The sequence below is a fragment of the Mycobacterium sp. pR1184 genome (assembly GCF_041287235.1).
In the GTDB taxonomy this organism is placed as follows: Bacteria; Actinomycetota; Actinomycetes; order Mycobacteriales; family Mycobacteriaceae; genus Mycobacterium.
This window is the reverse complement of the sequence record NZ_JBGGKR010000010.1, coordinates 145,688-169,792: the sequence shown is the minus strand read 5'-3', so window position 1 is coordinate 169,792 and position 24,105 is coordinate 145,688. Positions and strand designations below refer to the sequence as shown.

Annotated in this window: 21 protein-coding genes; 17 read left to right on the top strand and 4 right to left on the bottom strand. The window is 67.2% G+C overall.

Features of this window, described 5'->3' with window-relative positions; all coding sequences use genetic code 11:
- Positions 1–24 precede the first annotated feature (24 nt).
- From ACAG21_RS18750 to ACAG21_RS18715, 8 genes are all read left to right on the top strand, one after another.
- Positions 25–249 (top strand): hypothetical protein, encoded by a 225-nt coding sequence (locus tag ACAG21_RS18750; RefSeq protein WP_370497754.1) that lies wholly within the window; start codon positions 25–27, stop codon positions 247–249.
- Between the two features lie 46 nt (positions 250–295).
- Positions 296–1,420, top strand: a complete 1,125-nt coding sequence (locus ACAG21_RS18745; protein WP_370497753.1) for an SPFH domain-containing protein — start codon at positions 296–298, stop codon at positions 1,418–1,420.
- Positions 1,421–1,609: 189 nt separating this feature from the next.
- Positions 1,610–2,089, top strand: coding sequence for a GreA/GreB family elongation factor (locus ACAG21_RS18740; RefSeq protein WP_370497752.1), 480 nt, complete (start codon positions 1,610–1,612; stop codon positions 2,087–2,089).
- Between the two features lie 96 nt (positions 2,090–2,185).
- Positions 2,186–2,551: a GtrA family protein gene (locus ACAG21_RS18735; RefSeq protein ID WP_370497831.1), complete on the top strand. Its 366-nt coding sequence runs from the start codon at positions 2,186–2,188 to the stop codon at positions 2,549–2,551.
- A 32-nt stretch (positions 2,552–2,583) separates the two neighbouring features.
- A complete protein-coding gene (locus ACAG21_RS18730) occupies positions 2,584–3,975 on the top strand; it encodes an FAD-binding protein (protein ID WP_370497751.1) in 1,392 nt (463 codons plus the stop codon).
- A complete protein-coding gene (locus ACAG21_RS18725; protein ID WP_370497750.1) occupies positions 3,976–4,740 on the top strand; it encodes a decaprenylphospho-beta-D-erythro-pentofuranosid-2-ulose 2-reductase in 765 nt (254 codons plus the stop codon).
- A gap of 2 nt (positions 4,741–4,742) precedes the next feature.
- Complete coding sequence (locus tag ACAG21_RS18720; RefSeq protein ID WP_370497749.1) at positions 4,743–6,773, top strand: galactan 5-O-arabinofuranosyltransferase; 2,031 nt, start codon at positions 4,743–4,745, stop codon at positions 6,771–6,773.
- Positions 6,773–10,048: an arabinosyltransferase domain-containing protein gene (locus tag ACAG21_RS18715; RefSeq protein ID WP_370497748.1), complete on the top strand. Its 3,276-nt coding sequence runs from the start codon at positions 6,773–6,775 to the stop codon at positions 10,046–10,048. The genes ACAG21_RS18720 and ACAG21_RS18715 overlap by 1 nt, the downstream gene beginning before the upstream one ends.
- On the opposite strand, the gene ACAG21_RS18710 is transcribed toward ACAG21_RS18715, so the two are convergent.
- Together ACAG21_RS18710 and ACAG21_RS18705 are read right to left on the bottom strand one after the other, a co-directional pair.
- A complete protein-coding gene (locus ACAG21_RS18710; protein WP_370497747.1) occupies positions 10,049–10,399 on the bottom strand; it encodes a hypothetical protein in 351 nt (116 codons plus the stop codon).
- A gap of 42 nt (positions 10,400–10,441) precedes the next feature.
- Positions 10,442–10,666 (bottom strand): hypothetical protein, encoded by a 225-nt coding sequence (locus tag ACAG21_RS18705; protein WP_370497746.1) that lies wholly within the window; start codon positions 10,664–10,666, stop codon positions 10,442–10,444.
- Positions 10,667–10,864: 198 nt separating this feature from the next.
- Here ACAG21_RS18705 and ACAG21_RS18700 point away from each other — a divergent pair, with 198 nt between their 5' ends.
- From ACAG21_RS18700 to ACAG21_RS18690, 3 genes are read left to right on the top strand one after another with little or no spacing between them, the layout of a single operon-like run.
- The gene (locus tag ACAG21_RS18700) at positions 10,865–11,188 is read left to right on the top strand and encodes an ArsR/SmtB family transcription factor (RefSeq protein ID WP_370497830.1); all 324 of its coding nucleotides are present in this window, start codon (positions 10,865–10,867) and stop codon (positions 11,186–11,188) included.
- Positions 11,185–11,670 carry an SRPBCC family protein gene (locus tag ACAG21_RS18695; RefSeq protein ID WP_370497745.1) on the top strand — a complete coding sequence of 162 codons (486 nt, stop codon included), beginning with the start codon at positions 11,185–11,187 and terminating at the stop codon, positions 11,668–11,670. Before ACAG21_RS18700 ends, ACAG21_RS18695 begins: the two co-directional genes overlap by 4 nt.
- Complete coding sequence (locus tag ACAG21_RS18690) at positions 11,667–12,293, top strand: maleylpyruvate isomerase family mycothiol-dependent enzyme (RefSeq protein ID WP_370497744.1); 627 nt, start codon at positions 11,667–11,669, stop codon at positions 12,291–12,293. Before ACAG21_RS18695 ends, ACAG21_RS18690 begins: the two co-directional genes overlap by 4 nt.
- 3 nt (positions 12,294–12,296) lie before the next feature.
- Here the strand turns inward: ACAG21_RS18690 and ACAG21_RS18685 are convergent, their stop codons facing one another.
- Positions 12,297–13,430, bottom strand: coding sequence for a BTAD domain-containing putative transcriptional regulator (locus ACAG21_RS18685; RefSeq protein WP_370497743.1), 1,134 nt, complete (start codon positions 13,428–13,430; stop codon positions 12,297–12,299).
- A 146-nt stretch (positions 13,431–13,576) separates the two neighbouring features.
- Between ACAG21_RS18685 and ACAG21_RS18680 the strand changes: the two genes are divergently transcribed.
- The 3 genes from ACAG21_RS18680 (at position 13,577) to ACAG21_RS18670 (ending at position 20,820) form a co-directional block, all read left to right on the top strand.
- The gene (locus ACAG21_RS18680; protein WP_370497742.1) at positions 13,577–16,888 is read left to right on the top strand and encodes an arabinosyltransferase domain-containing protein; all 3,312 of its coding nucleotides are present in this window, start codon (positions 13,577–13,579) and stop codon (positions 16,886–16,888) included.
- Positions 16,885–20,121: an arabinosyltransferase domain-containing protein gene (locus tag ACAG21_RS18675; RefSeq protein ID WP_370497741.1), complete on the top strand. Its 3,237-nt coding sequence runs from the start codon at positions 16,885–16,887 to the stop codon at positions 20,119–20,121. Before ACAG21_RS18680 ends, ACAG21_RS18675 begins: the two co-directional genes overlap by 4 nt.
- A gap of 192 nt (positions 20,122–20,313) precedes the next feature.
- A complete protein-coding gene (locus tag ACAG21_RS18670; protein ID WP_370497740.1) occupies positions 20,314–20,820 on the top strand; it encodes a hypothetical protein in 507 nt (168 codons plus the stop codon).
- Positions 20,821–20,844: 24 nt separating this feature from the next.
- Here the strand turns inward: ACAG21_RS18670 and ACAG21_RS18665 are convergent, their stop codons facing one another.
- Positions 20,845–21,111 carry a DUF1918 domain-containing protein gene (locus ACAG21_RS18665; RefSeq protein ID WP_370497739.1) on the bottom strand — a complete coding sequence of 89 codons (267 nt, stop codon included), beginning with the start codon at positions 21,109–21,111 and terminating at the stop codon, positions 20,845–20,847.
- A 180-nt stretch (positions 21,112–21,291) separates the two neighbouring features.
- On the opposite strand from ACAG21_RS18665, the gene ACAG21_RS18660 reads away from it, so the two are divergent.
- From ACAG21_RS18660 to ACAG21_RS18650, 3 genes are all read left to right on the top strand, one after another.
- Positions 21,292–21,759, top strand: coding sequence for a hypothetical protein (locus ACAG21_RS18660; protein ID WP_370497738.1), 468 nt, complete (start codon positions 21,292–21,294; stop codon positions 21,757–21,759).
- A 60-nt stretch (positions 21,760–21,819) separates the two neighbouring features.
- Positions 21,820–22,218 (top strand): FHA domain-containing protein, encoded by a 399-nt coding sequence (locus tag ACAG21_RS18655; RefSeq protein ID WP_370497829.1) that lies wholly within the window; start codon positions 21,820–21,822, stop codon positions 22,216–22,218.
- Between the two features lie 72 nt (positions 22,219–22,290).
- Positions 22,291–24,084 carry an acyl-CoA dehydrogenase family protein gene (locus ACAG21_RS18650; RefSeq protein WP_370497737.1) on the top strand — a complete coding sequence of 598 codons (1,794 nt, stop codon included), beginning with the start codon at positions 22,291–22,293 and terminating at the stop codon, positions 24,082–24,084.
- Positions 24,085–24,105: the final 21 nt, after the last annotated feature.

The window sequence follows — 24,105 nt, the reverse complement described above, 5'->3', positions numbered from 1 at the left end:
GTCGATGGAGGAATATATGCGATCGTGAGCGACGCCTTGGCAATCGGTTGCGTGGGAAAGCTGGTCGTGGCCACGCGCGGCGATCGCGGTCCGGGCGAGGTGTTGGTGACCGTGCGGGGGTCGAAGGAGACGTTCCTGGCCTGGTCCGACGATCCACTACCGAAGGGCAGCAGGGTCCTGGTGGTCGAAATCCGGGGCGGGCGGACCGTGGTGGTGGAACCCTGGCATGACGTGGCCGACTCGAACTAAGCGTGAAATCCCTTGCTAGACAACATCAACCGTAAGGAGTTCAAGAATGCTCGGTTATCGGGTGCCCGCGCCGGACGAGGCGATGCTGATCTCGGGCGGCAAAGCCAAGGGCGACGCCCCCTTCAGGGTGGTGACCGGCCACGGTGCCTTCGTCCTTCCGTTCTTCCGCAAGGCACGCTTTCTGACCCTGGCCATGTGTGAGTCCGAAGTCGCCGAAAAGTGTGTCACCCAGCAGGGCATCACCCTCAACGTCCGGGCGGTGATCGCCTTCAAAGTCGGCAACGACACCGAGAGCGTCATCAGCGCCGCGCAGCGATTCCTGTCCGAGCAGGACCAGATGTCGGTGCTCACCGGCCGGATCTTCGCCGGGCACCTGCGCTCGATCATCGGCTCGATGACCGTCGAGCAGATCATCCGCGAGCGTCAGAAGCTGGCCACCGAGGTGCTCGACGGCTCCAAGGAGGAAATGGCCCGCATCGGCCTCACTGTCGACGCGCTGCAAATCCAATCCATCGACGACGACGGCCTGGGCTACATCAACGCAATGTCGGCGCCACACAACGCGGCCATCCAGCAGCAGGCACAGATCGCTCAGGCGCAGGCGAACCAGGCGGCCGCCGAAGCCGAGCAGGAGTCCCAGCGCAAACAGGCGGAGTTTGCCCGCCAAACCGCGATCGTCAAGGCGCAGTACAAGGCCGAGGTCGACAAGGCCCAAGCCGAAGCCGCGCAGGCCGGGCCGCTGGCCGAGGCCGAGGCGCAGCGCGAGGTGCTGCAGATGCGGACCGAACTGGCCCAGCGCGCCGCCGAGTTGCGCCAGCAGGAGCTGGTCGCCGAGGTGGTCAAGCCCGCCGAGGCCGAAGCCGAACGCGTGCGGATCCTGGCCGTCGCCGACGCGGAGAAGATGAAGATCCAGGCCGAGGCGGCGGCATCCAACAACCGCGTCGCGCTGGACCAGGCGCTGATCCAGCAGCTTCCGCAGATCGTCGAGAAGGCAGCGATCGGCCTGTCCAACTCCAACCTCACGGTGCTCAACGGCGCCGACGGCCTCAGCCAGGTGGCCGCCGGGCTGGTGTCACAGGGCATGGCCATCTACGAAGCGCTGCGCGGCGAGGTCGTCGAATATGACGCCAAGGAAAGTTCGCTGGTTCCCAACGGGGAATCGCACGAGTAATACACTCCCGGCGGCGCACGAACGCTGCCCTCCGGCCACGGTGCACGCGTGTATAACCGATGACAACCGCTTGCCGGATATCGGTGGCGGCCGGGTTGGTGTGGTGCAACACTGAAGCACCACAAATTCACCACCAGGCAAATTAGCGCGCCTCGTGACAGAGACGGGCACCGCGGAAGGTCGACGGACGTGAGTAAAAAAGTCCAATCAGTGGCGGATGCGGCGCGGGAGAACCTCGCCGCGGAGCTGGACCGGCTGCGGCAGCGACGCGACGCGCTCGAGGCCGAGGTCAAGGACGACCGCGGGATGATCGGCGATCACGGCGACGCGGCCGAGGCCATCCAGCGAGCCGAGGAACTGGTGGTCCTCGGAGACCGGATCAACGAGCTGGACCGGCGGCTGCGGACCGGGCCGTCGCACTCCGACGAGGACGAGGCGCTGCCCGGCGGCACCGAACTGACCCTGAAGTTCGCCGACGGCGAGGTCGTCACGATGCACGTCATCTCGATCGTCGAGGAGACCCCCGTCGGTCGCGAGGCCGAGACGTTGACGTCGCACAGTCCGTTGGCGCTGGCCCTGGTGGGACACAAGGCGGGCGACAAGGTCACCTACTCCACCCCGCAGGGTGAAAGCCAGGTCGAACTGATCTCGGTGAAGCTACCCAAGTAGCTTCCGCTGGGGCGCGCACGGCCCCGATAAACTCCCCCAATGCTTTCCCCGGAGCCGGGTACCGCGCCGGCGCGCCTGAGTCTGACCACCCAGATCGTGCGCTTCGTGGCGACGGGCGGGCTGGCTGCCGTCGTCGACTTCAGTCTCTACATGCTGCTGTGGAAAGTCCTGGGCCTGCAGGTCGACCTGTCCAAGGCGACCAGCTTCGTGGTCGGCACCATCACCGCCTACCTGATCAATCGCCGGTGGACCTTCCAGGCGGAGCCGAGCACCGCGCGGTTCGTCGCGGTCATGGTTCTCTACGGCGTCACCTTCGCGGTCCAGGTCGGGCTCAACCACCTGTGCCTGGTGTTGATGCACTACAGAGGGTGGGCGGCCGTGGTCGCATTCGTGATCGCGCAGGGTACTGCCACGGTGATCAACTTCATCGTGCAGCGAGTCGTAATCTTCCGCATGCACTGAGCCGTCCCGCGCAAGCGGTACCCTCTTTGACGATGTTGAGCGCCGATTTCCCGACCACCCCCACCCGGCTGATGGGCTTTGGCCGCACCGCGCCGTCGGTGGCGCACGTGCTGTCGACGCCGGATCCGGAGGTGATCGCCAAGGCGGTGGCCCGGGTGGCCGACGCCGGTGGCCTCAACGGGAGGGGCGTGATCGCGCGCGGGCTGGGTCGCTCCTACGGCGACAACGCGCAAAACGGCGGCGGCCTGGTGATCGACATGACGGTGCTCAACCGCATCCACTCGATCAGCGCCGACACCCGATTGGTCGACGTCGACGCCGGCGTCAGCCTGGACCAGCTGATGAAGGCGGCGCTGCCGTTCGGGCTGTGGGTCCCGGTGTTGCCGGGAACCCGTCAAGTCACCATCGGCGGCGCGATCGCGTCGGACATCCACGGCAAGAACCATCACAGCGCGGGCAGCTTCGGCAGCCATGTGCGGTCGATGGACCTGCTGATGGCCGACGGCTCGGTGCACACGATCACCCCCGAGGGCCCCGAGTCCGAATTGTTCTGGGCGACGGTCGGGGGCAACGGCCTGACCGGGATCGTGTTGCGCGCCACGATCGCGATGACCCCGACCGAGACGGCGTACTTCATCGCCGACGGCGTGGCCACCAAGGACCTCGACGAGACGGTCGCCGTGCACGTCGACGGCAGCGAAAGTCGCTATACCTACTCCAGCGCCTGGTTCGATTTGATCAGCCCGCCACCCAAACTCGGCAGGGCCTCAATCAGCCGGGGCAGCCTCGCCAAGCTGGATCAGCTACCGAAGAAGCTTGCCAAGAACCCGCTGAAATTCGATGCACCACAACTGTTGACGGTGCCGAACCTGTTCCCGGTCAGCGCCATGAACAAGCTGTCGTTCATGGCGATCGGCGAGACGTATTACCGCCTGGGCGGTAACTACACCGGCAAGATCCAGAATCTGTCGCAGTTCTACCACATGCTTGACCTGGTCAGCGGCTGGAACAACGCTTACGGGCCAACGGGTTTCGCCCAGCATCAGTTCCTGGTGCCACCGGATGCTCTCGACGAATTCAAAGCCATCATCCGCTGGATCCAGACCCAGGGCCATTACTCGGCGCTCAACGTGTTCAAGCTCTTCGGCCCGGGCAACCGCGCGCCGCTGAGTTTCCCGATGGCCGGCTGGAACGTCGCGATGGACTTCCCCAACAAGCCCGGGATCAACGAGTTCCTCAACGAACTTGACCGCCGGGTACTCGAATTCGGCGGACGGGTCTACACAGCCAAGGACTCGCGCACCACCGCCGAAACCTTCCACGCCATGTATCCGCGCATCGACGAGTGGATCGCCGTACGCCGCAAGGCCGACCCGCTGCGGGTCTTCGCCTCCGACATGGCCCGACGTTTGGAGCTGCTCTAGATGGTGCTTGACGCTGTGGGAAACCCGCAGACAATCCTGTTGCTGGGCGGCACCTCCGAGATCGGCCTCGCGATCTGCGCGCGCTACCTGAAGAACGCGCACGCGCGAATCCTGTTGGCCGCCATGCCCGGTGACCCAGGGCGTGATGACGCCGTCGCGCAGATGAAAGCCGCCGGTGCGCGCTCAGTGGAGCTGATCGACTTCGAGGCCACGGACCCCGAAAGCCACCCCAAGATGATCGACGCGGCGTTTGCCGGCGGCGACGTCGATGTGGCCATCGTCGCGTTCGGCATCCTGGGCGACGCCGAGGAGCTGTGGCAGAACCAGCACAAGGCCGTGCTTGCCGCCGAGATCAATTACACGGCAGCGGTTTCGGTGGGTGTGCTGCTGGGCGAGAAGATGCGCGCTCAGGGCTTCGGTCAGATCATCGCGATGAGTTCGGCCGCCGGCGAGCGGGTGCGGCGCTCCAACTTCGTCTACGGCTCCACCAAGGCCGGCCTGGACGGTTTCTACCTGGGTCTCGGGGAAGCGTTGCGCGAGTACGGAGTTCACGTTCTGGTGATCCGCCCCGGCCAGGTACGTACCCGAATGAGCGCGCACGTCAAGGAAGCGCCGCTGACCGTCGACAAGGAGTACGTCGCCAACCTCGCGGTCACCGCAGCCGCAAAAGGTAAGGAATTGGTTTGGGCGCCAGCAGCATTCAAGTACGTGATGATGGTGTTGCGACATATCCCGCGGCCCATCTTCCGCAAGCTGCCCATCTGATCATGCGCAACGCGCTGGCCAGCCTCGGCCAGATGTTGGCGGCGGTGCTGGTGGCAGCCGCCGTCTCGGTGGTCTCGCTGATCGCCATCGGGCGGGTCCAGTGGCCGGCTTTCCCCTCGTCGAACCAGCTGCACGCGCTGACCACCGTCGGCCAGGTCGGTTGCCTGATCGGATTGCTCGGCGCCGGCTGGCTGTGGCGGCGGGAAGGCCGGTGGCGTTGGGTCGCCCAGCTTTGCGGGCTGGTGTTTGTGTCGGCGTTTTCCGTCGTGACGCTGGGCATGCCGCTGGGGGCGACCAAGCTGTATCTGTTCGGCATCTCCGTCGACCAGCAGTTCCGCACCGAATACCTGACGCGCCTGGCCGATAGCCCCGCCCTGCACGACATGACCTATCTCGGGCTGCCGTCGTTCTACCCGCCGGGCTGGTTCTGGATCGGCGGGCGCGCGGCGGCGCTGACCGGGATGCCGGCGTGGGAGTTGTTCAAGCCGTGGGCGATCACCTCGATCACCATCGCGATCGCTGTCGCGCTGGTGCTGTGGTGGCGGCTGATCCGGTTCGAGTACGCGCTGATCGTCACCACCGCGACCGCGGCGGTCACGCTGGCCTACAGCTCCCCGGAGCCCTACGCGGCGATGATCACCGTGCTGCTGCCGCCGGTGCTGGTGTTGGCGTGGTCGGGCCTGCGCGCCGGTGAGCGCTCTGATGTGGCCGAGCGCCCGGCTGAGGGGGCGCCCGAGGCCGACGGTCACGCCAGCGTGGCGCCCGAGGCCGACGGTCACGCCAGCGTGACGCTCGGCGAGGTAACGGAGCCCAAAGACGCAACCGCTCGCAATGGCTGGGCCGCGGTCGTCGGCGCCGGACTCTTCCTCGGCTTCACCGCGACCTGGTACTCGCTGCTGTTCGGCTACACCGCGTTCACGATGGCGCTGATGACGCTGGTGCTGGCCGTCGCACGCTGGCGCACCGCCGGCTGGAAAGCCGCGCTCGACCCGCTGCGCCGCATTGCCGTCGTTGCGGCCATCGCCGCCGCCATCGCGGCGAGCACCTGGCTGCCGTTCCTGATCAAGGCGGCGAGCAATCCGGTCAGCAACAGCGGCAGCGCATTCCACTACCTCCCGGCCGACGGCGCCGAGCTGACCTTCCCGATGCTGCAGTTCTCGCTGCTGGGAGCGATCTGCATGCTCGGCACGCTGTGGCTGGTCGTGCGCACGCGAGCGTCAACCCGTGCGGGCGCGCTGACGATCGGCGTGCTGGCCATCTACCTGTGGTCGCTGCTGTCGATGCTGACCACACTGGCGCGCACCACGCTGCTGTCATTCCGGTTACAGCCGACGTTGAGCGTGCTGCTGGTCGCCGCCGGAGTGTTCGGCTTCATCGAGGCCACGCTTGCCCTCAAAGAACGCGGCGGGGCCTGGGAAAAAGCAACCGTCCCGGTGGCCGGTGCGATCGGGATGACCGCCGCCATCGCCTTCAGCCAGGACATTCCCGACGTGCTGCGCCCGGACCTGACCATCGCCTACACCGACACCGACGGCCATGGCCAGCGCGGCGACCGGCGCCCGCCGGGCGCCGAGAAGTTCTACTCCACCATCGATGCCGCCATCGTGGGAGTCACCGGCAAGCCGCGGGATCAGACCGTGGTGCTGACCGCCGACTACAGCTTCCTGTCCTACTACCCCTATTGGGGCTTTCAGGGGTTGACGTCGCACTACGCCAATCCTTTGGCGCAATTCGACTTGCGGGCCGCTCAGATCAAGAAGTGGTCCACTCTGAAGAGCCCCGACGAGTTCCTGCACGCGCTGGACACCTCGCCGTGGCCACCGCCGACGGTGTTTCTGATGCGCCGGGGCGCGAACAACACCTACACGTTGCGGCTGGCCGAGGACGTTTACCCCAACCAGCCCAACGTGCGTCGCTACACCGTCGACCTGCGGGCCGCCCTGTTCGACGACCCGCGATTCGCCGTGCAAAGCGTCGGCCCGTTTGTGCTGGCCATCCGCCGGCCGCTGGCCCAACCGGCGGCAGGCCGCTGATGGCGACCGAGACCGCACGCGACTTGGCCGAAGAACTACCATCTAGGTCCGTGAAGGGAGCGGGAGCACGACACCGGACCGCTCGCATCGTGGCCGTCGTCGCCGGTCTGCTCGGAGCACTGCTGGCGATCGCCACACCGCTGCTGCCGGTCAACCAAACCACCGCCCAGCTCAACTGGCCGCAGAACGGCACCTTCCAAAGCGTCGAAGCGCCGCTGATCGGTTATGTCGCCACCGAGCTGAACATCTCCGTCCCGTGCCAGGCCGCCGCCGGGCTGACCGGACCGCAGAGCGCCGGCAAGACCGTGCTGTTGTCGACGGTGCCCAAGCAGGCTCCGAAGGCCATCGACCGCGGGATGCTGATCCAGCGCGCCAACGACGAGCTGGTGCTGATCGTCCGTAACGTCCCGGTCGTCGTCGCGCCGCTGAGTCAGGTCCTCAGCCCGGCCTGCCAGCGCCTGACCTTCACCGCGCACGCCGACCGGGTCACCGCCGAATTCGTCGGCCTGAGCTACGGACCCAACGCCGAACACCCCGGCTCCCCGCTGCGCGGCGAGAAGAGCGGCTACGACTTCCGGCCGCAGATCGTCGGCGTCTTCACCGACCTGTCCGGGCCGGCGCCGCCGGGCCTGAGCTTCTCGGCGACCGTCGACACCCGCTACAGCAGCAGCCCGACGCCGCTGAAGATGGCCGCAATGATCCTGGGCGTCGTGCTGACCGCCGTCGCGCTGATCGCACTGCACGTGCTCGACACCGCCGACGGCACCCGGCACCGCCGTTTCCTGCCGTCGCGGTGGTGGTCGATCGGCGGGCTCGACGCGCTCGTCATCGCCGTGCTGGTGTGGTGGCACTTCGTCGGCGCCAACACCTCCGACGACGGCTACATCCTGACCATGGCCCGGGTGTCCGAGCATGCCGGCTACATGGCCAACTACTACCGCTGGCTGGGCACGCCCGAGGCGCCGTTCGGGTGGTACTACGACCTGCTGGCGATCTGGGCGCACGTCAGCACCAGCAGCATCTGGATGCGGCTGCCCACCCTGGCGATGGCCTTGACTTGTTGGTGGGCGATCAGCCGTGAGGTCATCCCGCGGCTGGGCCACGCCGTGAAGACCAACCGCGCGGCGGCGTGGACGGCCGCGGGGCTGTTCCTGGCGACGTGGTTGCCGCTCGACAACGGACTGCGGCCCGAGCCGATCATCGCCCTGGGCATCCTGCTCACCTGGTGTTCGGTCGAGCGGGCGGTGGCGACCAACCGGCTGCTGCCGGTGGCGGTCGCCTGCATCATCGGCGCGCTGACCCTGTTCTCCGGACCGACCGGCATTGCGTCCATCGGCGCCCTGCTGGTCGCGGTCGGGCCGTTGCGCACCATCATCCACCGCAGATCCCGACAGTTCGGGGTGCTGCCGCTGATGGCGCCCATCGCGGCGGCGGCCACCGTTACGGTGATCCTGATCTTCCGTGACCAGACCCTGGCCGGCGAGCTGCAGGCGACCGCGCTCAAACGTGCGCTCGGGCCGAGCCTGAGCTGGTTCGACGAACACATCCGTTACGAGCGGCTGTTCATGGCCAGCCCCGACGGATCGGTCGCCCGACGCTTCGCGGTGCTCGCGGTGCTGCTCGCGCTGGGCATCACGGTCGCGATGTCGTTGCGCAAGGGCCGAATTCCGGGCACCGCGGCCGGACCGAGCCGCCGCATCGTCGGCATCACGATCATCTCGTTCCTGGCGATGATGTTCACCCCGACCAAGTGGACACACCACTTCGGTGTGTTCGCCGGGCTGGCCGGCTCGCTGGGCGCATTGGCCGCCGTCGCGGTCACCAGTGTGGCGATGCGCTCACGCCGCAACCGCACCGTGTTCTCCGCGACCGTGCTGTTCCTGGTCGCGATGTCGTTCGCCAGCGTCAACGGCTGGTGGTATGTCTCCAATTTCGGTGTGCCATGGTCGAATGCGTTCCCGGCATGGCACTACGCGTTCGCGACCGTCCTGCTCGCGCTGACACTGCTGGTGCTGTTGCTGGCGGCGTGGTTGCACTTCGCGTCTCTCGACGGGCCATCCAGTGGGCCGCCGAAGACCCGTAACAGGGCGCGAATGTCCGCAATCATCCAGTCCCCGTTGGCAATTGCGGCATGGGCACTGGTCACGTTCGAGGTGGTCTCACTGACGCTGGCGATGATCGGGCAATACCCCGCCTGGTCGGTGGGCCGGTCCAATCTGGAGGCACTGACCGGCAAGTCGTGCGGCCTGGCCGAGGACGTCATGGTGGAGCAGGACCCCAACGCCGGCACGCTGTCGCCGATGTCGGGCCCGGTGGGCGACGCGCTGGGCTCCGGACTGTCAGAAGCCTTCACGCCCAACGGTATTCCCGCCGACGTCTCGGCCGACCCGGTGATGGAGCGCCCGGGCGACCGCAGCTTCGTCAACGAAGACGGTAAGACGACCACCAGTGAGGCCGGCACCGAGGGCGGTACCAGCGCCGCCCCCGGAGTCAACGGCTCACGCGCCCAGCTGCCCTACAACCTCGATCCGGCCCACACTCCGGTGTTGGGCAGCTGGCGGCCCGGCATCCAGGTGCCCGCCATGCTGCGCTCCGGGTGGTACCGGTTGCCGCCGCGCGACAAGGCCGGACCGCTGCTGGTGGTCTCGGCGGCCGGTCGGTTCGATCCCCGTGAGGTGCAGGTGCAGTGGGCAACCGACGACCAGGCGGCCAGCGGACACCCGGGCGGGTCGTTTCAGTTCTTCGATGTCGGCGCCTCGCCCGCCTGGCGCAATCTGCGGATGCCGATGTCATGGATTCCCGACAACGCGACCCAGGTCCGCTTGATCGCCAACGACGAAGACCTGGCTCCGCAGCACTGGATCGCGGTCACCCCGCCGCGGATTCCCCAGCTGCACACGCTGCAGCAGGTGGTGGGTTCGGCGGACCCGGTGTTCCTGGACTGGCTGGTGGGTTTGGCGTTCCCGTGCCAGCGGCCGTTCGGCCATCAAAACGGTGTCGACGAGACACCCAAGTGGCGGATTCTGCCGGATCGGTTTGGCGCCGAGGCCAATTCGCCGGTGATGGACAACAACGGCGGTGGTCCATTGGGTGTCACCGAGTTACTGGTGAAGGCGACCACGATTTCCACCTACCTGAAGGACGACTGGTCGCGCGACTGGGGTTCGCTGCAGCGTCTGACGCCGTACTACTCCAATGCCCAGCCCGCCCGTCTGCAGTTGGGCACGGCGACGCGCAGTGGCCTGTGGGATCCGGCTCCGCTTCGCCGGGGCTAGTTACAGCCCCGGCAGGCAGTTGATGAAGGGGATGCACGGCGGCGACGGCGGCCGCGGCGGCGGGAACCCTTCGATGATGGTCGAGTTGGTCACCGGGCTGTTCTTGTCGAAATACCAAGGGTGACACACGTTTCGGTCCCAGTCGGGCATGTTCTTCATGATCGGTGAGCCCGGGCACCATTGATAGGTGCAGCTGTTCGTTGGGGTTGGGACGGTGCCACCGTCCTGACACACCATCGGGGCGGGCTGAGCCTGGCCGATTCCCGCGGCCAAGCCCAACCCGGCGACGGCGAAGCCGCCCGACAGCACCGCCCCGGCGAGTACTCGTTTCATGGTGAAGTTCATGTTCATGTTCGCCAGTGCATCCGGTCAAGACCGCTACCGATCCCACATTCAGCGATGGCCGGGCGCGGGGCCCTCGGCGATTTGGCCGCCGGAAAGCTGGTGGTATTGGTGGCAGACAGTCATGTCCCAGGTGAGCCCTGGGGAAGCGGGCATCGCGTCCCCGGGGCACCAGTAGTGGGGCCCATCGGCGGTCGCGAACACGGCCAAGCCCAACCCCGCAGCCGACACACCGCCCGCCACCACCGCCCCGGCAATAATCCGCGTCCAGCTCATGATCGATTCCTTTGCCCTTCTGTCGCCGTCGGCCTGGGCGACTCTTTCTGGTTTGTGTGCCGACGCCGGTAGTCTCACGCGCCGCGCTTGCGGTGCATTTGCGAGATCCTTGCGAAATTCATGCGCCGCTGACCAGGGCATTCGAGCATCTGTGGGCATTGCCGCCCGACATCGGTAAGCGTAGGCTTACGGTTCGTGATGACTTACCAAGCCAGCGGTGACGCGTGGGTCGCCCTGGCGGACCGCACGCGACGGGCCATCATGGAGCGCCTTTCGCATGGCCCGGCGGCCGTCGGCGAACTCGCCCAGGACCTACCCGTCAGCCGACCGGCGGTCTCACAGCACCTCAAGGTGCTCAAACGCGCCGGGCTGGTGTGCGACCAGGCGGCGGGGACCCGGCGCGTCTACCAGCTCGACCCGACCGGTCTGGAGGCGTTGCGCGCCGAGCTGGACCGGTTCTGGACACAAGCCCTGGCCAACTACGCGGCCAAGTTCACCGAGATCGAAGGAGAAGCGTCATGACGCGGGGGGGAAGTCCGGAAATTCAGCACCAGGTCATCGTCAATGCGCCGATCGAGCGTGCGTTCGCCGTCTTCACCGAGCAGTTCGGTGACTTCAAACCGCGTGAGCACAACCTGCTCGCGGTTCCGATCGCCGAAACGGTATTCGAAACCCACGCGGGCGGCCACATTTACGACCGTGGCGTCGACGGCAGCGAGTGCCGATGGGCGCGGGTGCTGGCCTACGAACCCCCACACCGGTTGTTGTTCACCTGGGACATCAGTGCGTCCTGGCAACCAGAACCCGACAAGTCACGAACCAGCGAAGTCGAGGTGCGCTTCACCGCGGAGTCCGAAACGCGCACGCGTGTCGAGCTGGAGCACCGCCACCTCGACCGGCACGGCCCCGGCTGGCAGTCCGTCGCCGACGGAGTCGACGGCGAGGCCGGGTGGCCGTTGTACCTGCGCCGCTACGTCGGCCTCACCGCCGGAGTACGGGAATGACCGCCAGGTCCATGATGAGCATGGCCCACGACGAGCGGGCCGACCTTGCGGATTTCCTGGCCACGTTGTCGCCGCAGGACTGGGAGACGCCGAGCCTATGCTCCAAGTGGACCGTTAAAGACGTCGTCGCCCACGTGATCAGCTATGAGGAGCTCGGCAAGTTAGGGCTGTTGAAGCGTTTCGCGAAGGGCTGGGTGGTCCGGGCCAATCAGGTTGGGGTCGACGAATTCGCCTCATTGAGCGCCGAGCAATTGCTCACACTTCTGCGCAACCACCTCCAACCACGGGGACTGACAGCGGGTTTCGGCGGCATGATCGCCCTCGTCGACGGCACGATCCATCACCAGGACATCCGCCGGTCGCTGGGTCGGCCGCGCAGCGTGCCGGCCGAACGGCTCGAGCGGGTGCTCGCCGTGGTGCCCGGCAATCCACGCCTGGGCGCCGGCCGCCGGATCAGGGGTCTGCAACTGCGGGCCACCGACGTCGACTGGACACACGGCACCGGGCCGGAAGTCACCGGCCCGGGCGAAGCGCTACTGATGGCGATGACCGGGCGCCGCACCGCGCTGGCCGATCTCAGCGGCCCGGGCTGCTCGACGCTGGCCGCGAGGCTGGGAGAATAGCGGCTATTCCGAACGTATTTCGACCGTGAACTCTCGGCTGCCGATCTTGATGTGATCGCCGTCGCCCAGGACAACGCTGCCGCGGACGCGCTTGCCCTGCACCTCGACGCCGTTGGTGGAGCGCAGATCGGTGATCACGAAACCTGTTCCGCTGTCGGTGATCACGGCGTGATAGCGGCTGACGTCGTCGTCGTCGAGGACGATGTCGTTGTCCATGAAACGTCCGATCCGGGTGGTCGCGTCGTTGAGCCGGTACTGGCTTCCGGCCTTGTCGCGCAACGACACAACGACGGATCCGTCGGCCGGAATCGCGGCTGACTCGACGACGGGCGCGTCGACGCTGACCTTCAGGGTGGTCAGGGCCGCCCGGGTGCGCGGCGGCGGTTCCTGGCGCAGGATGCGCTCATGCAGCTCGGTGACCGTCGGCCCGGGGTCGATGCCGAGCCCCTCGGCCAGCGCCGTCTTCAGTCGCCGATACGCGCCGAGGGCGTCGGATTGCCGCTCGGTCATGTAGTAGGCGGTCATCAATTGCGCCCACAGTGGTTCCCGGTAAGGATGTTCGGCGGTGATCGCCTCGAGCTCACCGATGACGGATTCCGCGCGCCCGCAGGCGATTTCTGCCTGGGCGCGCGCGGTGTGGACGGCGACCTTCTCCTCGATCAGCGCGGTGGCGAACGCGTCGACGAAGGCGAACTCGCGCAAGTCGTCGAGCACTGGCCCGCGCCATTGGCTCAGCGCGGCGGACAGGTGGCTGCTGGCGTCCTCGAACCTGCCCCCGGCGGCGGCCTGGGTGCCCGCCGCCTTTTCGGTGCTGAAGCGGCCGAGGTCGCAGTCGGCGTCGGCGATGCTGAGCTGGTAGCCGGGCGGGACGCTCGCCAGCGTCTGCTCGGCCCCCGCGGTACGCAGCAGCCGCCGCAGGTTGGAGACATGGGATTGGATGCTGATCCGGGCGGCCGGCACCGGGTCCTCGTCCCAGACCGCGCCGATCAGCGAGTCGACGGACACCGGCCGGTTGCGGTTGATCACCAACATCGCCAGGACGGCGCGCTGCTTCGGTGCGCCCAGATTCAGCCGGGTGTCGTTGGCGGTCACTTGCAAGGGACCCAACACACCGAACCGGAGACCTGCGGCCGTCATCGCATCAAATGGTTTCAGACCTGGCCGGAGAAAGGTATGAATCTTCGAACGTGCCCGGCAGGTCGCGGGGCTTCGCGGCGCTACCGGCCCGTCGCGCGGCCCCGCATCCTCAACCGACAAAGGCGCGTCGCTTACCATCGGACCCCGTGCCCCACGACGAGCGACCGCAGCCGATCCTGCGCTTAGTCGCCGTCGCTGCCGGGCTCGCGGGCCTGCTGTTGTGCCTCGTGGTGCCGTTACTCCCGGTCAAGCAGACCACCGCGACCATCCTGTGGCCGCAGGGCACGGTCGACGGACACATCACCCAGGTCACCTCGCCCCTGGTATCGGGCGCGCCGCGGGCCCTCGACATCTCCATTCCCTGCCCGGCGATAGCCACCCTGCCGGCCAGCGGCGGGTTGGTGGTCTCGACATTGCCGACCGGCGGCGTGGACCCGGGCAAGAACGGCCTGTTCGTCCGGGCCGACAAAGACGTAGTCGTCGTCGCGTTCCGCGACACCGTGGCCGCGGTGGCCAAGCGCTCGGCAATCGGCGCCTGCAGCGTGCTGCACGTCTGGACCGACGCGGGCGCGGCGAGGGCGGACTTCGTCGGCATCCCCGGCGCCGCCGGCGTCCTGCCCGCCGAAAAGAAGCCGCAGGTCGGCGGCATCTTCACCGATCTGAAGGTCCCGCCGCAACCGGGGCTGTCAGCCCGGGTCGACATCGACACCCGCTTCATCACGGCGCCGACGGCGCTCAAGAAGCTGGTGATGGCCGCCGGAGTGCTGGCGGTCCTGGTCGCGATCGTCGCGCTGGCGATGCTGGATCGCCACAGCCGCGGCGGCAACCTGGTCAACTGGCGCTCCCCGGTGGCGTGGCTGTCCCGGTACCGCCCACCTGAGCAACGGGCCAATTGGTGGCGGATCGGCTGGGCCACGTGGCTCAGCGACGTGGGCGTGATCGCGACGCTGCTGTTGTGGCACGTCATCGGCGCCACCTCGTCCGACGACGGCTACAACCTGACCATCGCGCGGGTAGCCCCGAAGGCCGGCTACGTGGCCAACTACTACCGCTACTTCGGCACCACCGAGGCGCCGTTCGACTGGTATCTGTCCGTGCTGTCCAAGCTGGCGGCGGTCAGCACCGCCGGGGTGTGGATGCGGCTGCCCGCCACGCTGGCCGGGATCGCCTGCTGGCTGGTGATCAGCCATTGGGGGCTGCGCCGGCTGGGGCCCGGCAAGGGCGGGCTGGGATCCAACACGGTGGCGGTGCTCACCGGCGGCGTGGTGTTCTTGGCCGCGTGGCTGCCGTTCAACAACGGCCTGCGCCCCGAGCCGCTGATCGCGCTCGGCGTGATCGTCACCTGGATGCTGGTGGAGCGTGCGATCGCGCTGCAGCGGCTGGCTCCCGCCGCGGTAGCCATCGTGGTCGCACTGCTCACCGTGACGTTAGCGCCGCAGGGCCTGATCGCCGTCGCGGCGCTGCTGACCGGGGCGCGGGCCATCGCGACGATCATCCGGCGCCGGCGGCCGACCGACGGGCTGCTGGCGCCGCTGGCCGTGCTGGCGGCGTCGCTGTCGTTGATCCTGGTGGTGGTGTTCCGCAGCCAGACGCTGGCGACGGTCGCCGAGTCGGCCCGCATTAAGTACAAGGTCGGCCCGACGATCGCGTGGTACCAGGACTGGCTGCGCTACTACTTCCTCACGGTCGAGTCCAACCCGGACGGGTCGATGGCACGGCGCTTCGCGGTGCTGGTGCTGCTGCTCTGCCTGTTCGGCATGCTGGTGGTGCTGCTGCGTCGCGGCCGGGTCCAGGGGCTGGCCAGCGGGCCGGCCTGGCGGCTGATCGGCACCACCGCGCTGGGCCTGCTGCTGCTGACCTTCACGCCGACCAAGTGGGCGGTGCAGTTCGGCGCGTTCGCCAGTTTGGCCGGCGCGCTCGGGGCGGTCACAGCGTTCGCCTTCTCCCGGATCGGCCTGCACAGCCGCCGCAACCTGACGCTGTACGTGACCGCGCTGCTGTTCCTGCTGGCCTGGGCGACCTCGGGCATCAACGGCTGGTTCTACGTCGGCAACTACGGGGTGCCGTGGTTCGACATCCAGCCAGTCGTCGCCAGCCACCCGGTGACGTCGATGTTCCTGGCGATGTCGATCGCGACCGGACTGCTGGCCGCCTGGCTGCACTTCCGGATGGACTACACAGGGCAGACCGAGATCAAGGAGAGTCGGCGCAACCGCGTGCTGGCCGCCACTCCCCTGTTGATCGTCGCGACGATCATGGTGCTCGGCGAGGTGGGCTCGCTGGCCAAGGGCGCGGTCTTCCGCTACCCGCTCTACACCACCGCCAAGGCCAACCTGGCCGCGCTGCGCTCCGGGCTCTCGAACACCAGCTGCGCGATGGCCGACGACGTGCTGACCGAACCTGACCCCAATGTTGGTCTGCTGCAACCGCTTCCGGGTCAAACGTTCGGACCCGACGGGCCACTCGGCGGCATCAATCCGGTCGGGTTCAAACCCGACGGCGTCGGTGACGACCTGAGGTCGTACCCCGTGGTGACCAAACCGGGCGTGGTGAATTCCGACGCGTCACCCAACAAGCCCAACGCCGCCATGACTGACTCCGCGGGCACCGCCGGCGGGAAGGGGCCCATCGGCATCAACGGGTCCAATGTGGCGCTACCGTTCGGCCTCGACCCCGCCCGCACACCGGTGATGGGCAGCTACGGCGAGAATTCGCTGTCGGCGACCGCCACCTCGTCCTGGTATCAGTTACCGCCGCGCACGCCGGAGCGGCCGCTGGTGGTGGTCTCGGCCGCGGGCGCCATCTGGTCGTACAAAGAGGACGGCACCTTCACCTACGGGCAGTCGCTGAAGCTGCAGTGGGGCCTTACGCGTCCCGACGGAACCACCCAACCGCTGGGTGAGGTGCAGCCGATCGACATCGGACCGGAGCCGGCATGGCGCAATCTGCGGTTCCCGCTGACCTGGGCGCCGCCGGAGGCCAACGTCGCGCGCATCGTCGCCTACGACCCGAACCTCAGTGAGGATCAGTGGTTCGCCTTCACGCCGCCGCGGGTCCCGGTGCTGCAGACCTTGCAGCAGATGATGGGGTCGCAAACCCCGGTGCTGATGGACATCGCCACCGCGGCGAACTTCCCGTGCCAGCGACCGTTCGCCGAACACCTTGGCGTTGCCGAACTTCCGGGGTACCGCATCCTTCCCGACCACAAACAGACGGCGGCGTCGTCGAACGGATGGGAGGCCGGCGAGGCCGGTGGCCCGTTCCTGTTCACCCAGACGATGTTGCGGACGTCGACGATCGCGACCTACCTGCGCGGGGACTGGTATCGCGACTGGGGCTCGGTCGAGCAGTATTACCCACTGGTGCCCAGTGATCTGGCGCCTAACGCCGTCGTCGAACAGGGTGTGATGACCGTGAACGGCTGGAGCCGGCAGGGACCGATTCGGGCACTACCGTGAGCGTCATCGAACATCAGGCACCAGCGGCCGGTCGAACCCGCGACGACGTCCGCGTCACCCGATGGGTGGCCACGATCACCGGACTGATCGGCTTCGTTCTGTCGGTCGCCACACCCCTGCTGCCGGTCGTGCAGACCACCGCGATGCTCAACTGGCCGCAAAACGGTCACCTGAACAGCGTTACGGCTCCGCTCATTTCACTAAGCCCGGTTGACGTGACGGCGACGGTGCCGTGCGGCGCGGTACGCGGCTTGCCGCCCGAGGGCGGCGTGGTGCTGAGCACCGCCCCCAAGAAGGGTAAGGACGCCGCACTCAACGCGCTGTTCGTCGTGGTCAGCGCCAAGCGGGTCGACGTGACCGACCGCAACGTGGTCATCGCGAGCGCGTCGCGCGAGCAGGTCGAAGGCGCACAGTGTCAGCGCATCGAGATAACCTCCACCCGCGCAGGCACTTTCGCTACTTTCGTCGGGTTGAACGACCCGGCGGGTAAGCCGCTCGGCGGTGGTTTCAGCGACCCCAACCTGCGCCCGCAGATCGTCGGAGTGTTCACCGACCTGACCGGTCCCGCGCCGCCGGGACTGAAATTCTCGTCCACCATCGACACCCGGTTCTCCACCACGCCAACGTCATTGAAGCTGCTGGCGATGGTGGGCGCCATCCTGTCCACCATCGTTTCACTGGTCGCGCTGTGGCGGTTGGACCAGCTGGACGGCCGGCGGATGCAGCGGTGGATTCCGACACGCTGGAAGAAGTTCACCCTCGCCGACGCCACGGTGATCTTCGGGTTCGTGCTGTGGCATGTGATCGGCGCGAACTCGTCGGACGACGGCTACATCCTGGGCATGGCCCGCGTCGCCGACCATGCCGGCTACATGTCCAACTATTTCCGCTGGTTCGGCAGCCCGGAAGACCCGTTCGGTTGGTACTACAACTTGCTGGCGCTGATGACCCACGTCAGCGACGACAGTTTGTGGATGCGCCTGCCCGACTTGGTCGCCGGGCTGGTGTGCTGGCTGCTGCTGTCGCGTGAGGTGCTGCCCCGGTTAGGGCCCGCGGTGACGTCGAGCAAGGCGGCGAACTGGGCGGCGGGCCTGGTGTTGCTGACCGCGTGGATGCCGTTCGACAACGGACTGCGGCCCGAGCCGATCATCGCGCTGGGTTCCCTGCTGACCTGGGTGCTGATCGAGCGCTCGATGTGCGCCTCGCGACTCACCCCGGCGGCGCTGGCGGTGGTGACCGCGGCGTTCACCCTGGGCGTGCAGCCGACCGGGCTGATCGCGGTGGCCGCGCTGGTTGCCGGTGGTCGTCCGATCCTGCGGATTCTGGTCAAACGCCATCGCCTGGTCGGGACCTGGCCGCTGGTGGCGCCGATGCTGGCCGCTGGTTTCGTGATCCTCACCGTGGTATTCGCCGACCAGACACTGTCAACGGTGTTGGAAGCCACCAGGATTCGCACCGATATCGGGCCGAGCCAGGCCTGGTACACCGAGAACCTGCGCTACTACTACCTGATCCTGCCGACCGTCGACGGTTCGCTGTCACGCCGGTTCGGCTTCCTGGTCACCGCGCTGTGCTTGTTCACCGCGGTATTCATCATGTTGCGCCGCAAGCGAGTTCCCGGGGTGGCGCGCGGGCCGGCCTGGCGGCTGATGGGTGTCATCTTCGGCACCATGTTCTTCCTGATGTTCACCCCGACCAAGTGGGTGCACCACTTCGGGCTGTTCGCCGCGGTGGGCGCGGCGATGGCCGCCCTGACGACGGTGCTGGTGTCGCCGAAGGTGCTGCGCTGGTCGCGCAACCGCATGGCGTTCCTGGCGGCGTTGCTGTTCGTGTTGGCCCTGTGTTTCGCCACCACCAACGGTTGGTGGTACGTGTCCAGCTATGGCGTGCCGTTCAACAGTTCGATGCCGAAGGTCGGCGGAATCTCGATCAGCACAATCTTTTTCGCACTCTTCGCTATTACCGCCGTATACGCGGCGTGGTTGCACTTCGCCGACCCGAGCCATGGCGAGGGCCGGCTGGCGCGGGCACTGACGGCGGCGCCGATCCCGATCGCGGCCGGCTTCATGGCGCTGGTGTTCATCGCGTCGATGACGGCCGGCATCGTGCGCCAGTACCCCACCTACTCCAATGCCTGGGACAACCTGCGCGAATTCAGCGGCGGCTGCGGGCTGGCCGACGACGTGCTCGTCGAGCCGGACAGCAACGCCGGCTTCATGGCGCCCGTCAAAACCGCGGAGCCCGCTGATTACGGCCCCTTGGGCCCGCTGGGTGGAGTGAACCCAACGGGGTTCAGCCCCAACGGGATACCGGAACGCACCCTGGCCGAAGCGGTGCGGGAGACCGCGGTCCCGCAGCCGGGCACCGACTACGACTGGTACGGGCCGACCAAGCTTACGGCGCCGGGCATCAACGGGTCGCTGCTGCCGTTGCCCTACGGGCTGGACCCCGCGCGAGTGCCGGTGGCCGGCAGCTACACCAGCGGCGCGCAACAGCAAAGCAGGCTCACCTCGGCGTGGTACCAGCTGCCGAAGCCGGACGCTGGGCATCCGCTGGTGGTGGTGACCGCCGCGGGCACGATCGCCGGCAACAGCATCCTGCACCACCACACCGCCGGGCAGACCGTGGAATTGGAATTCGGCGTGCCCGGACCCGGCGGCACCGTGGCGCCGGGCGGCCGGTTGGTGCCGTACGACCTGTACGGGGAGCAGCCGAAGGTGTGGCGCAATCTGCGCTTCGCGCGCTCGGCGATGCCCGCCGACGCCGTCGCGGTGCGGGTGGTGGCCGAGGACCTGTCCCTGACGGCCGACGACTGGATCGCGGTGACCCCGCCGCGGGTGCCGGAACTGCGCTCCTTGCAGGAGTACATCGGCTCGACGCAGCCGGTGCTGATGGACTGGGCGGTCGGGCTGGCGTTCCCGTGCCAGCAACCGATGCTGCATGTCAACGGGGTCACCGAGATCCCGAGGTTCCGCATCACCCCGGACTACAACGCCAAGAAGCAGGACACCGACACCTGGCAGGACGGCGTCAACGGCGGCCTGCTGGGCATCACCGACCTGCTGCTGCGCGCCCACGTGATGTCGACCTACCTGTCCCACGACTGGGGCCGCGACTGGGGGTCGCTGCGCCGGTTCGAGACGATCGCCGACGCCCAGCCCGCGCAGATCGACTTGGGCACCGCGACGCGCACCGGATGGTGGTCGCCCGGCCAGATCCGGATCAAGCCCTAAATAGGCCCGACGAATCCGGCTGCGTCGCAAGGGTTTTACGAAATGGAGAATACATAATTTGTCACTGGTCGAATAATGCCATTTAATTGACGTCTGTGTAATCTCATTAATTGGTTTAAATTCAGCAAATAAAGGTCAATATCTACTCCGCTGTGATTCGGGTTACACAGCAGGGGAGGGATCGAGGACCTTATGGACACACGCATATGCCGCGCCGCATACCGGGCGGCATTCACAGCGGCCATGTCGGCGGTGGCGACGGCGGGGATCGCCACGGCGGGGGCCGAAGCCGGGACAACGGTCGTTTTGGACAGCAAATTGCGGCGTTGCGATTTCAGTCTGGTAAGTACCGTACCCATGGTGCCGCAATCGGCCCTGGGCACCGGGTCGGTCATTGTTCATTCCGCCGGGGGGAAAGCGATTGCCGAGGTGCACTTGTCGGACGCGCCCGAACCGGGAGCCCATTTCGATGTGGGCTTGATTCAGGAACCCCGGCCGGGGTCGGGTGGCTGCGGTCCCGGGGATCCCGGCACCGCGTTTTCCGGGATGGACACCGACGCCGCCGGCGGCGCAACGGTGACCGTTTCCGACACCATCCGGCCGGGCACGACGGGCGTCTGGGTCGTTGTCCAGCGTCCGAATCCGCACTCCCAGAATCCGGCCGAGTTCTACACCTCGGAGTTCGTCGCACCGGTCTGACATCAGCCGGTCGGCGCAACGTCCTCACTCGTAATGGTGATGCGTCAGTTCCGACTGCATTGCGTCGACACGTTCGCGTGCCCGCTCGTCGGACCGTCGCTGCTGCGCGGCGGTCACGACGACGGCATCCGAACCCGGAAACACCGTCGCCTCGTGACCGCTGGCGAGCCATCGCACCACAAACGGTGGTGCGCCGTTCGCGCCGCGCACCTCGATGATCAAGCCGCGCTGATCCGCTACCCCGGTCGTAGTGCCCTTGAGCACAAGCCAGTCACCCACGTCGGCTTTCATCGCCGTCTCCCTCGCTCTGTGACCTCTGGGCCGATCATGCGCCGGGCTCGCGCGCTGGGCGAGGGCCCTAAGTCACCACTGACGAATGCCTCAACCGAACGGGACTTCCGTCCCTACCGCAGCACGGCCATCGAATGCTGCGATGAGTGTGAACAACCAGCACCACACGGAGGCACGGCAATGGACGCTTCACCGCAAGCGCAGGCCAAGACACGCATGTTCGCCCGCGTGCTCGGCCCGTTCCTGGTCATCATCGACGTCACGGCCGTGGCACGCGCGTCGGACATGCAGACGGTCCTTTCAGACTTCGAGGCAAGTCCGCTGTGGTCGTGGGTGGCTGGTGCCTTCATCCTGGCGTTCGGCCTTGTCATCGTGGCGACCCACCAATATTGGCGCGGCGCCGCCGCGATCATCGTGTCGCTGACGGGCTGGCTCATCACGCTGCGCGGCGTGCTTCTCTTCGCCTTTCCCAAAGCCTTTGCGACGGTCGCCAACAGCATGATCGGCGCGCAGGGGTGGTGGATGGCGCTGTGCGTCGCATTCGCGCTGGTGGGTCTGTACCTGACGTACGTGGGCTGGGTCCCAATACCGCATCGGCCGCAGCCACAGACCGTCAGCGCCGATCCGCAGTTACCCCGAGCCGCGTGATCGAGCCACGAGGAAACGATGACCGCGGCAGCAGAACACCTCCCGCAGCGCACCACCCGGATGCCCGCTGCGCTACGCAACGGCGTGCCCAGCGACTTCGACGAATCGGCGGCGATCGCGGAGGCCGCCGTCGAGGATATGCGGACGTTGGGAACCGGGGTCGGCGTCCTGGTGGTGAAGCGCGGTCCCAATGCCGGATCGCAGTTTCGATTGGATCAGCCCGTCGTCACGGTCGGCCGGCATCCCGCCAGCGACGTATTCCTCGATGACATCACGGTCAGCCGCAGGCATGCCGAATTCCGCAGGGAAGACGGCAAATTCCACATCGTCGACCTCGGCAGCCTGAACAAGACCTATCTCAACCGTGAACCTGTCGACTCGGCTGTGCTCAGCGACGGCGATGAGATACAGATCGGCAATTTCCGTCTGCTCTTTCTTGCCGGGCCGCGGAAGAGCTGAACGGTGCGGCGCGTCGAACGCCGTTCGGCGCAGTGTCTTCACCAAGGGTCCGGGCTGTAATACCGTCGCGGAATGAGCGACTACGACGTTGAAGCCGTGGACCGGCTGCCGTTCTGGACCCCGGAGAAGTCGCGGCGCTACCAGACCGACAATTACACCGGGGCGGTGGGCCTGAACTGGTACCGGACCGACCCCACCCTGCAGTTCACGATGGCCTACTATCTGCGACCCGACGAATTAGCCGTCCTAGAGCCACATTTGACCAGTATCGGCGAACTGATGGGCGGCCCGGTCGCCCGCTGGGCTGAGGAGACGGACCGCAACCCGCCGCGGCTGGAGCGCTACGACCGGTGGGGGCACGACGTCAGCCAGGTCGTCATGCCGACGTCGTTCACCCAGTCCAAGCGCGCGGTGCTGGCGGCTCAGCAGGCACTGCGCACCGACGCACGTGCCGCGAAGGTGAGCTCCGGGCTGGCGCTGTTCGCATCCAACTATCTGCTCAACCAGGCCGACATCGGGATGGGCTGCGCGCTGGGCACCGGCGGCGGCATGGTCCAGTCGCTGGTGGCGGCCTACGCGCCGGCCGACGTGGCCGAGTATGTGCAGGCCAAGTTCGCCTCCGGTGAATGGGCCGGCGAGACCGCGCAGCTGCTGACCGAACGCACCGGCGGCTCCGACCTCGGGATGCTGGAGACGACGGCTCGACGTAGCGGTGACTCGTGGTTGCTCAACGGATTCAAGTGGTTTGCGTCCAACTGCGCCGGCGAGGCATTCGTGGTGATGGCCAAACCGGAGGGGGCGCCCGACTCCACCCGCGGCATCGCCAACTTCCTGGTGCTGCGCACCCGCCGCGACGGTTCGCGCAACGGCGTGCGGGTGCGGCGGTTGAAGGACAAGCTCGGCACCCGCTCGGTGGCGTCCGGCGAGGTCGAGTTCGTCGACGCCGAGGCGTTCCTGTTGTCCGGCCAACCGAGTGGCCCCGATACTCAGGCGGGCCCCTCCGACGGCAAGGGCCTGGCCCGGATGATGGAGTTGACCAACGCCGCGCGCCTGGGCATCGCCTTGTTCGGGCTGGGCAATGCGCGCCGCGCCCTGGTCGAATCGCTGTGCTATGCGCGACAGCGGCACGCGTTCGGCGGCGCGCTGATCGACAAGCCGCTGATGCGACGCAAACTGGCCGAGCTGATCGTCGACGTCGAGGCCGCCCAAGCAATGGTTTTCGACGGCACCGGCGCTGCCAACCATCGCCAGCCCCGCAGCGTGCGTCAGCGCATCGCGGTGCCCGTCACCAAGCTCAAGGTGTGCCGGTTGGGGATCACCGCGGCCTCGGACGCGATCGAGATCCACGGCGGCAACGGCTATATCGAGACCTGGCCGGTGGCAAGGCTTTTGCGCGACGCACAAGTGAACACGATTTGGGAAGGGCCCGACAATATCCTGTGTCTCGATGTGCGCCGCGGCATCCAGCAGACCCAGGCGCACGAGGCGTTGTTGGCGCGGTTGCACGATGCGGTGTCGGTCTCCGATGACGACGAGACCACCGGACTGGTGGCGCGCCGCATCGAGGACCTGGATGCCGCGATCACGGCCTGGACCAAACTCGACAGCACCGTCGCCGAGGCGCGTCTGTACCCGCTGGCCCAATTCATGGGTGACGTGTACGCGGGCGCGCTGCTCGTCGAGCAGGCGGCCTGGGAGCGGGAGACCCGCGGCGGTGAGCGCAAGGCGCTGGTGGCCCAGCTTTACGCGCAGCGGTACCTGGCCGATCGCGGGCCGCTGCGCGGTATCGACGCCGAGTCCGAGGAGGCGCTGGATCGCTTCGACGAGTTGGTGAACGGGGCGCTGCGCATGCCGAGCGTGAACTGAGCGACGCTGAAACGGCGTGTC

Bases quoted from the DNA above. Each gene is read 5' to 3' on its own strand.
- ACAG21_RS18715 (WP_370497748.1), top strand. From the start codon at position 6,773: ATGGCGACCGAGACCGCACGCGACTTGGCCGAAGAACTACCATCTAGG.
- ACAG21_RS18690 (WP_370497744.1), top strand. From the start codon at position 11,667: ATGACCGCCAGGTCCATGATGAGCATGGCCCACGACGAGCGGGCCGAC.
- ACAG21_RS18720 (WP_370497749.1), top strand. From the start codon at position 4,743: ATGCGCAACGCGCTGGCCAGCCTCGGCCAGATGTTGGCGGCGGTGCTG.
- ACAG21_RS18695 (WP_370497745.1), top strand. From the start codon at position 11,185: ATGACGCGGGGGGGAAGTCCGGAAATTCAGCACCAGGTCATCGTCAAT.
- ACAG21_RS18700 (WP_370497830.1), top strand. From the start codon at position 10,865: ATGACTTACCAAGCCAGCGGTGACGCGTGGGTCGCCCTGGCGGACCGC.
- ACAG21_RS18730 (WP_370497751.1), top strand. From the start codon at position 2,584: ATGTTGAGCGCCGATTTCCCGACCACCCCCACCCGGCTGATGGGCTTT.
- ACAG21_RS18745 (WP_370497753.1), top strand. From the start codon at position 296: ATGCTCGGTTATCGGGTGCCCGCGCCGGACGAGGCGATGCTGATCTCG.
- ACAG21_RS18710 (WP_370497747.1), bottom strand. From the start codon at position 10,399: ATGAACATGAACTTCACCATGAAACGAGTACTCGCCGGGGCGGTGCTG.
- ACAG21_RS18655 (WP_370497829.1), top strand. From the start codon at position 21,820: ATGCCCGCTGCGCTACGCAACGGCGTGCCCAGCGACTTCGACGAATCG.
- ACAG21_RS18650 (WP_370497737.1), top strand. From the start codon at position 22,291: ATGAGCGACTACGACGTTGAAGCCGTGGACCGGCTGCCGTTCTGGACC.
- ACAG21_RS18725 (WP_370497750.1), top strand. From the start codon at position 3,976: ATGGTGCTTGACGCTGTGGGAAACCCGCAGACAATCCTGTTGCTGGGC.
- ACAG21_RS18660 (WP_370497738.1), top strand. From the start codon at position 21,292: ATGGACGCTTCACCGCAAGCGCAGGCCAAGACACGCATGTTCGCCCGC.
- ACAG21_RS18670 (WP_370497740.1), top strand. From the start codon at position 20,314: ATGGACACACGCATATGCCGCGCCGCATACCGGGCGGCATTCACAGCG.
- ACAG21_RS18705 (WP_370497746.1), bottom strand. From the start codon at position 10,666: ATGAGCTGGACGCGGATTATTGCCGGGGCGGTGGTGGCGGGCGGTGTG.
- ACAG21_RS18685 (WP_370497743.1), bottom strand. From the start codon at position 13,430: ATGACGGCCGCAGGTCTCCGGTTCGGTGTGTTGGGTCCCTTGCAAGTG.
- ACAG21_RS18665 (WP_370497739.1), bottom strand. From the start codon at position 21,111: ATGAAAGCCGACGTGGGTGACTGGCTTGTGCTCAAGGGCACTACGACC.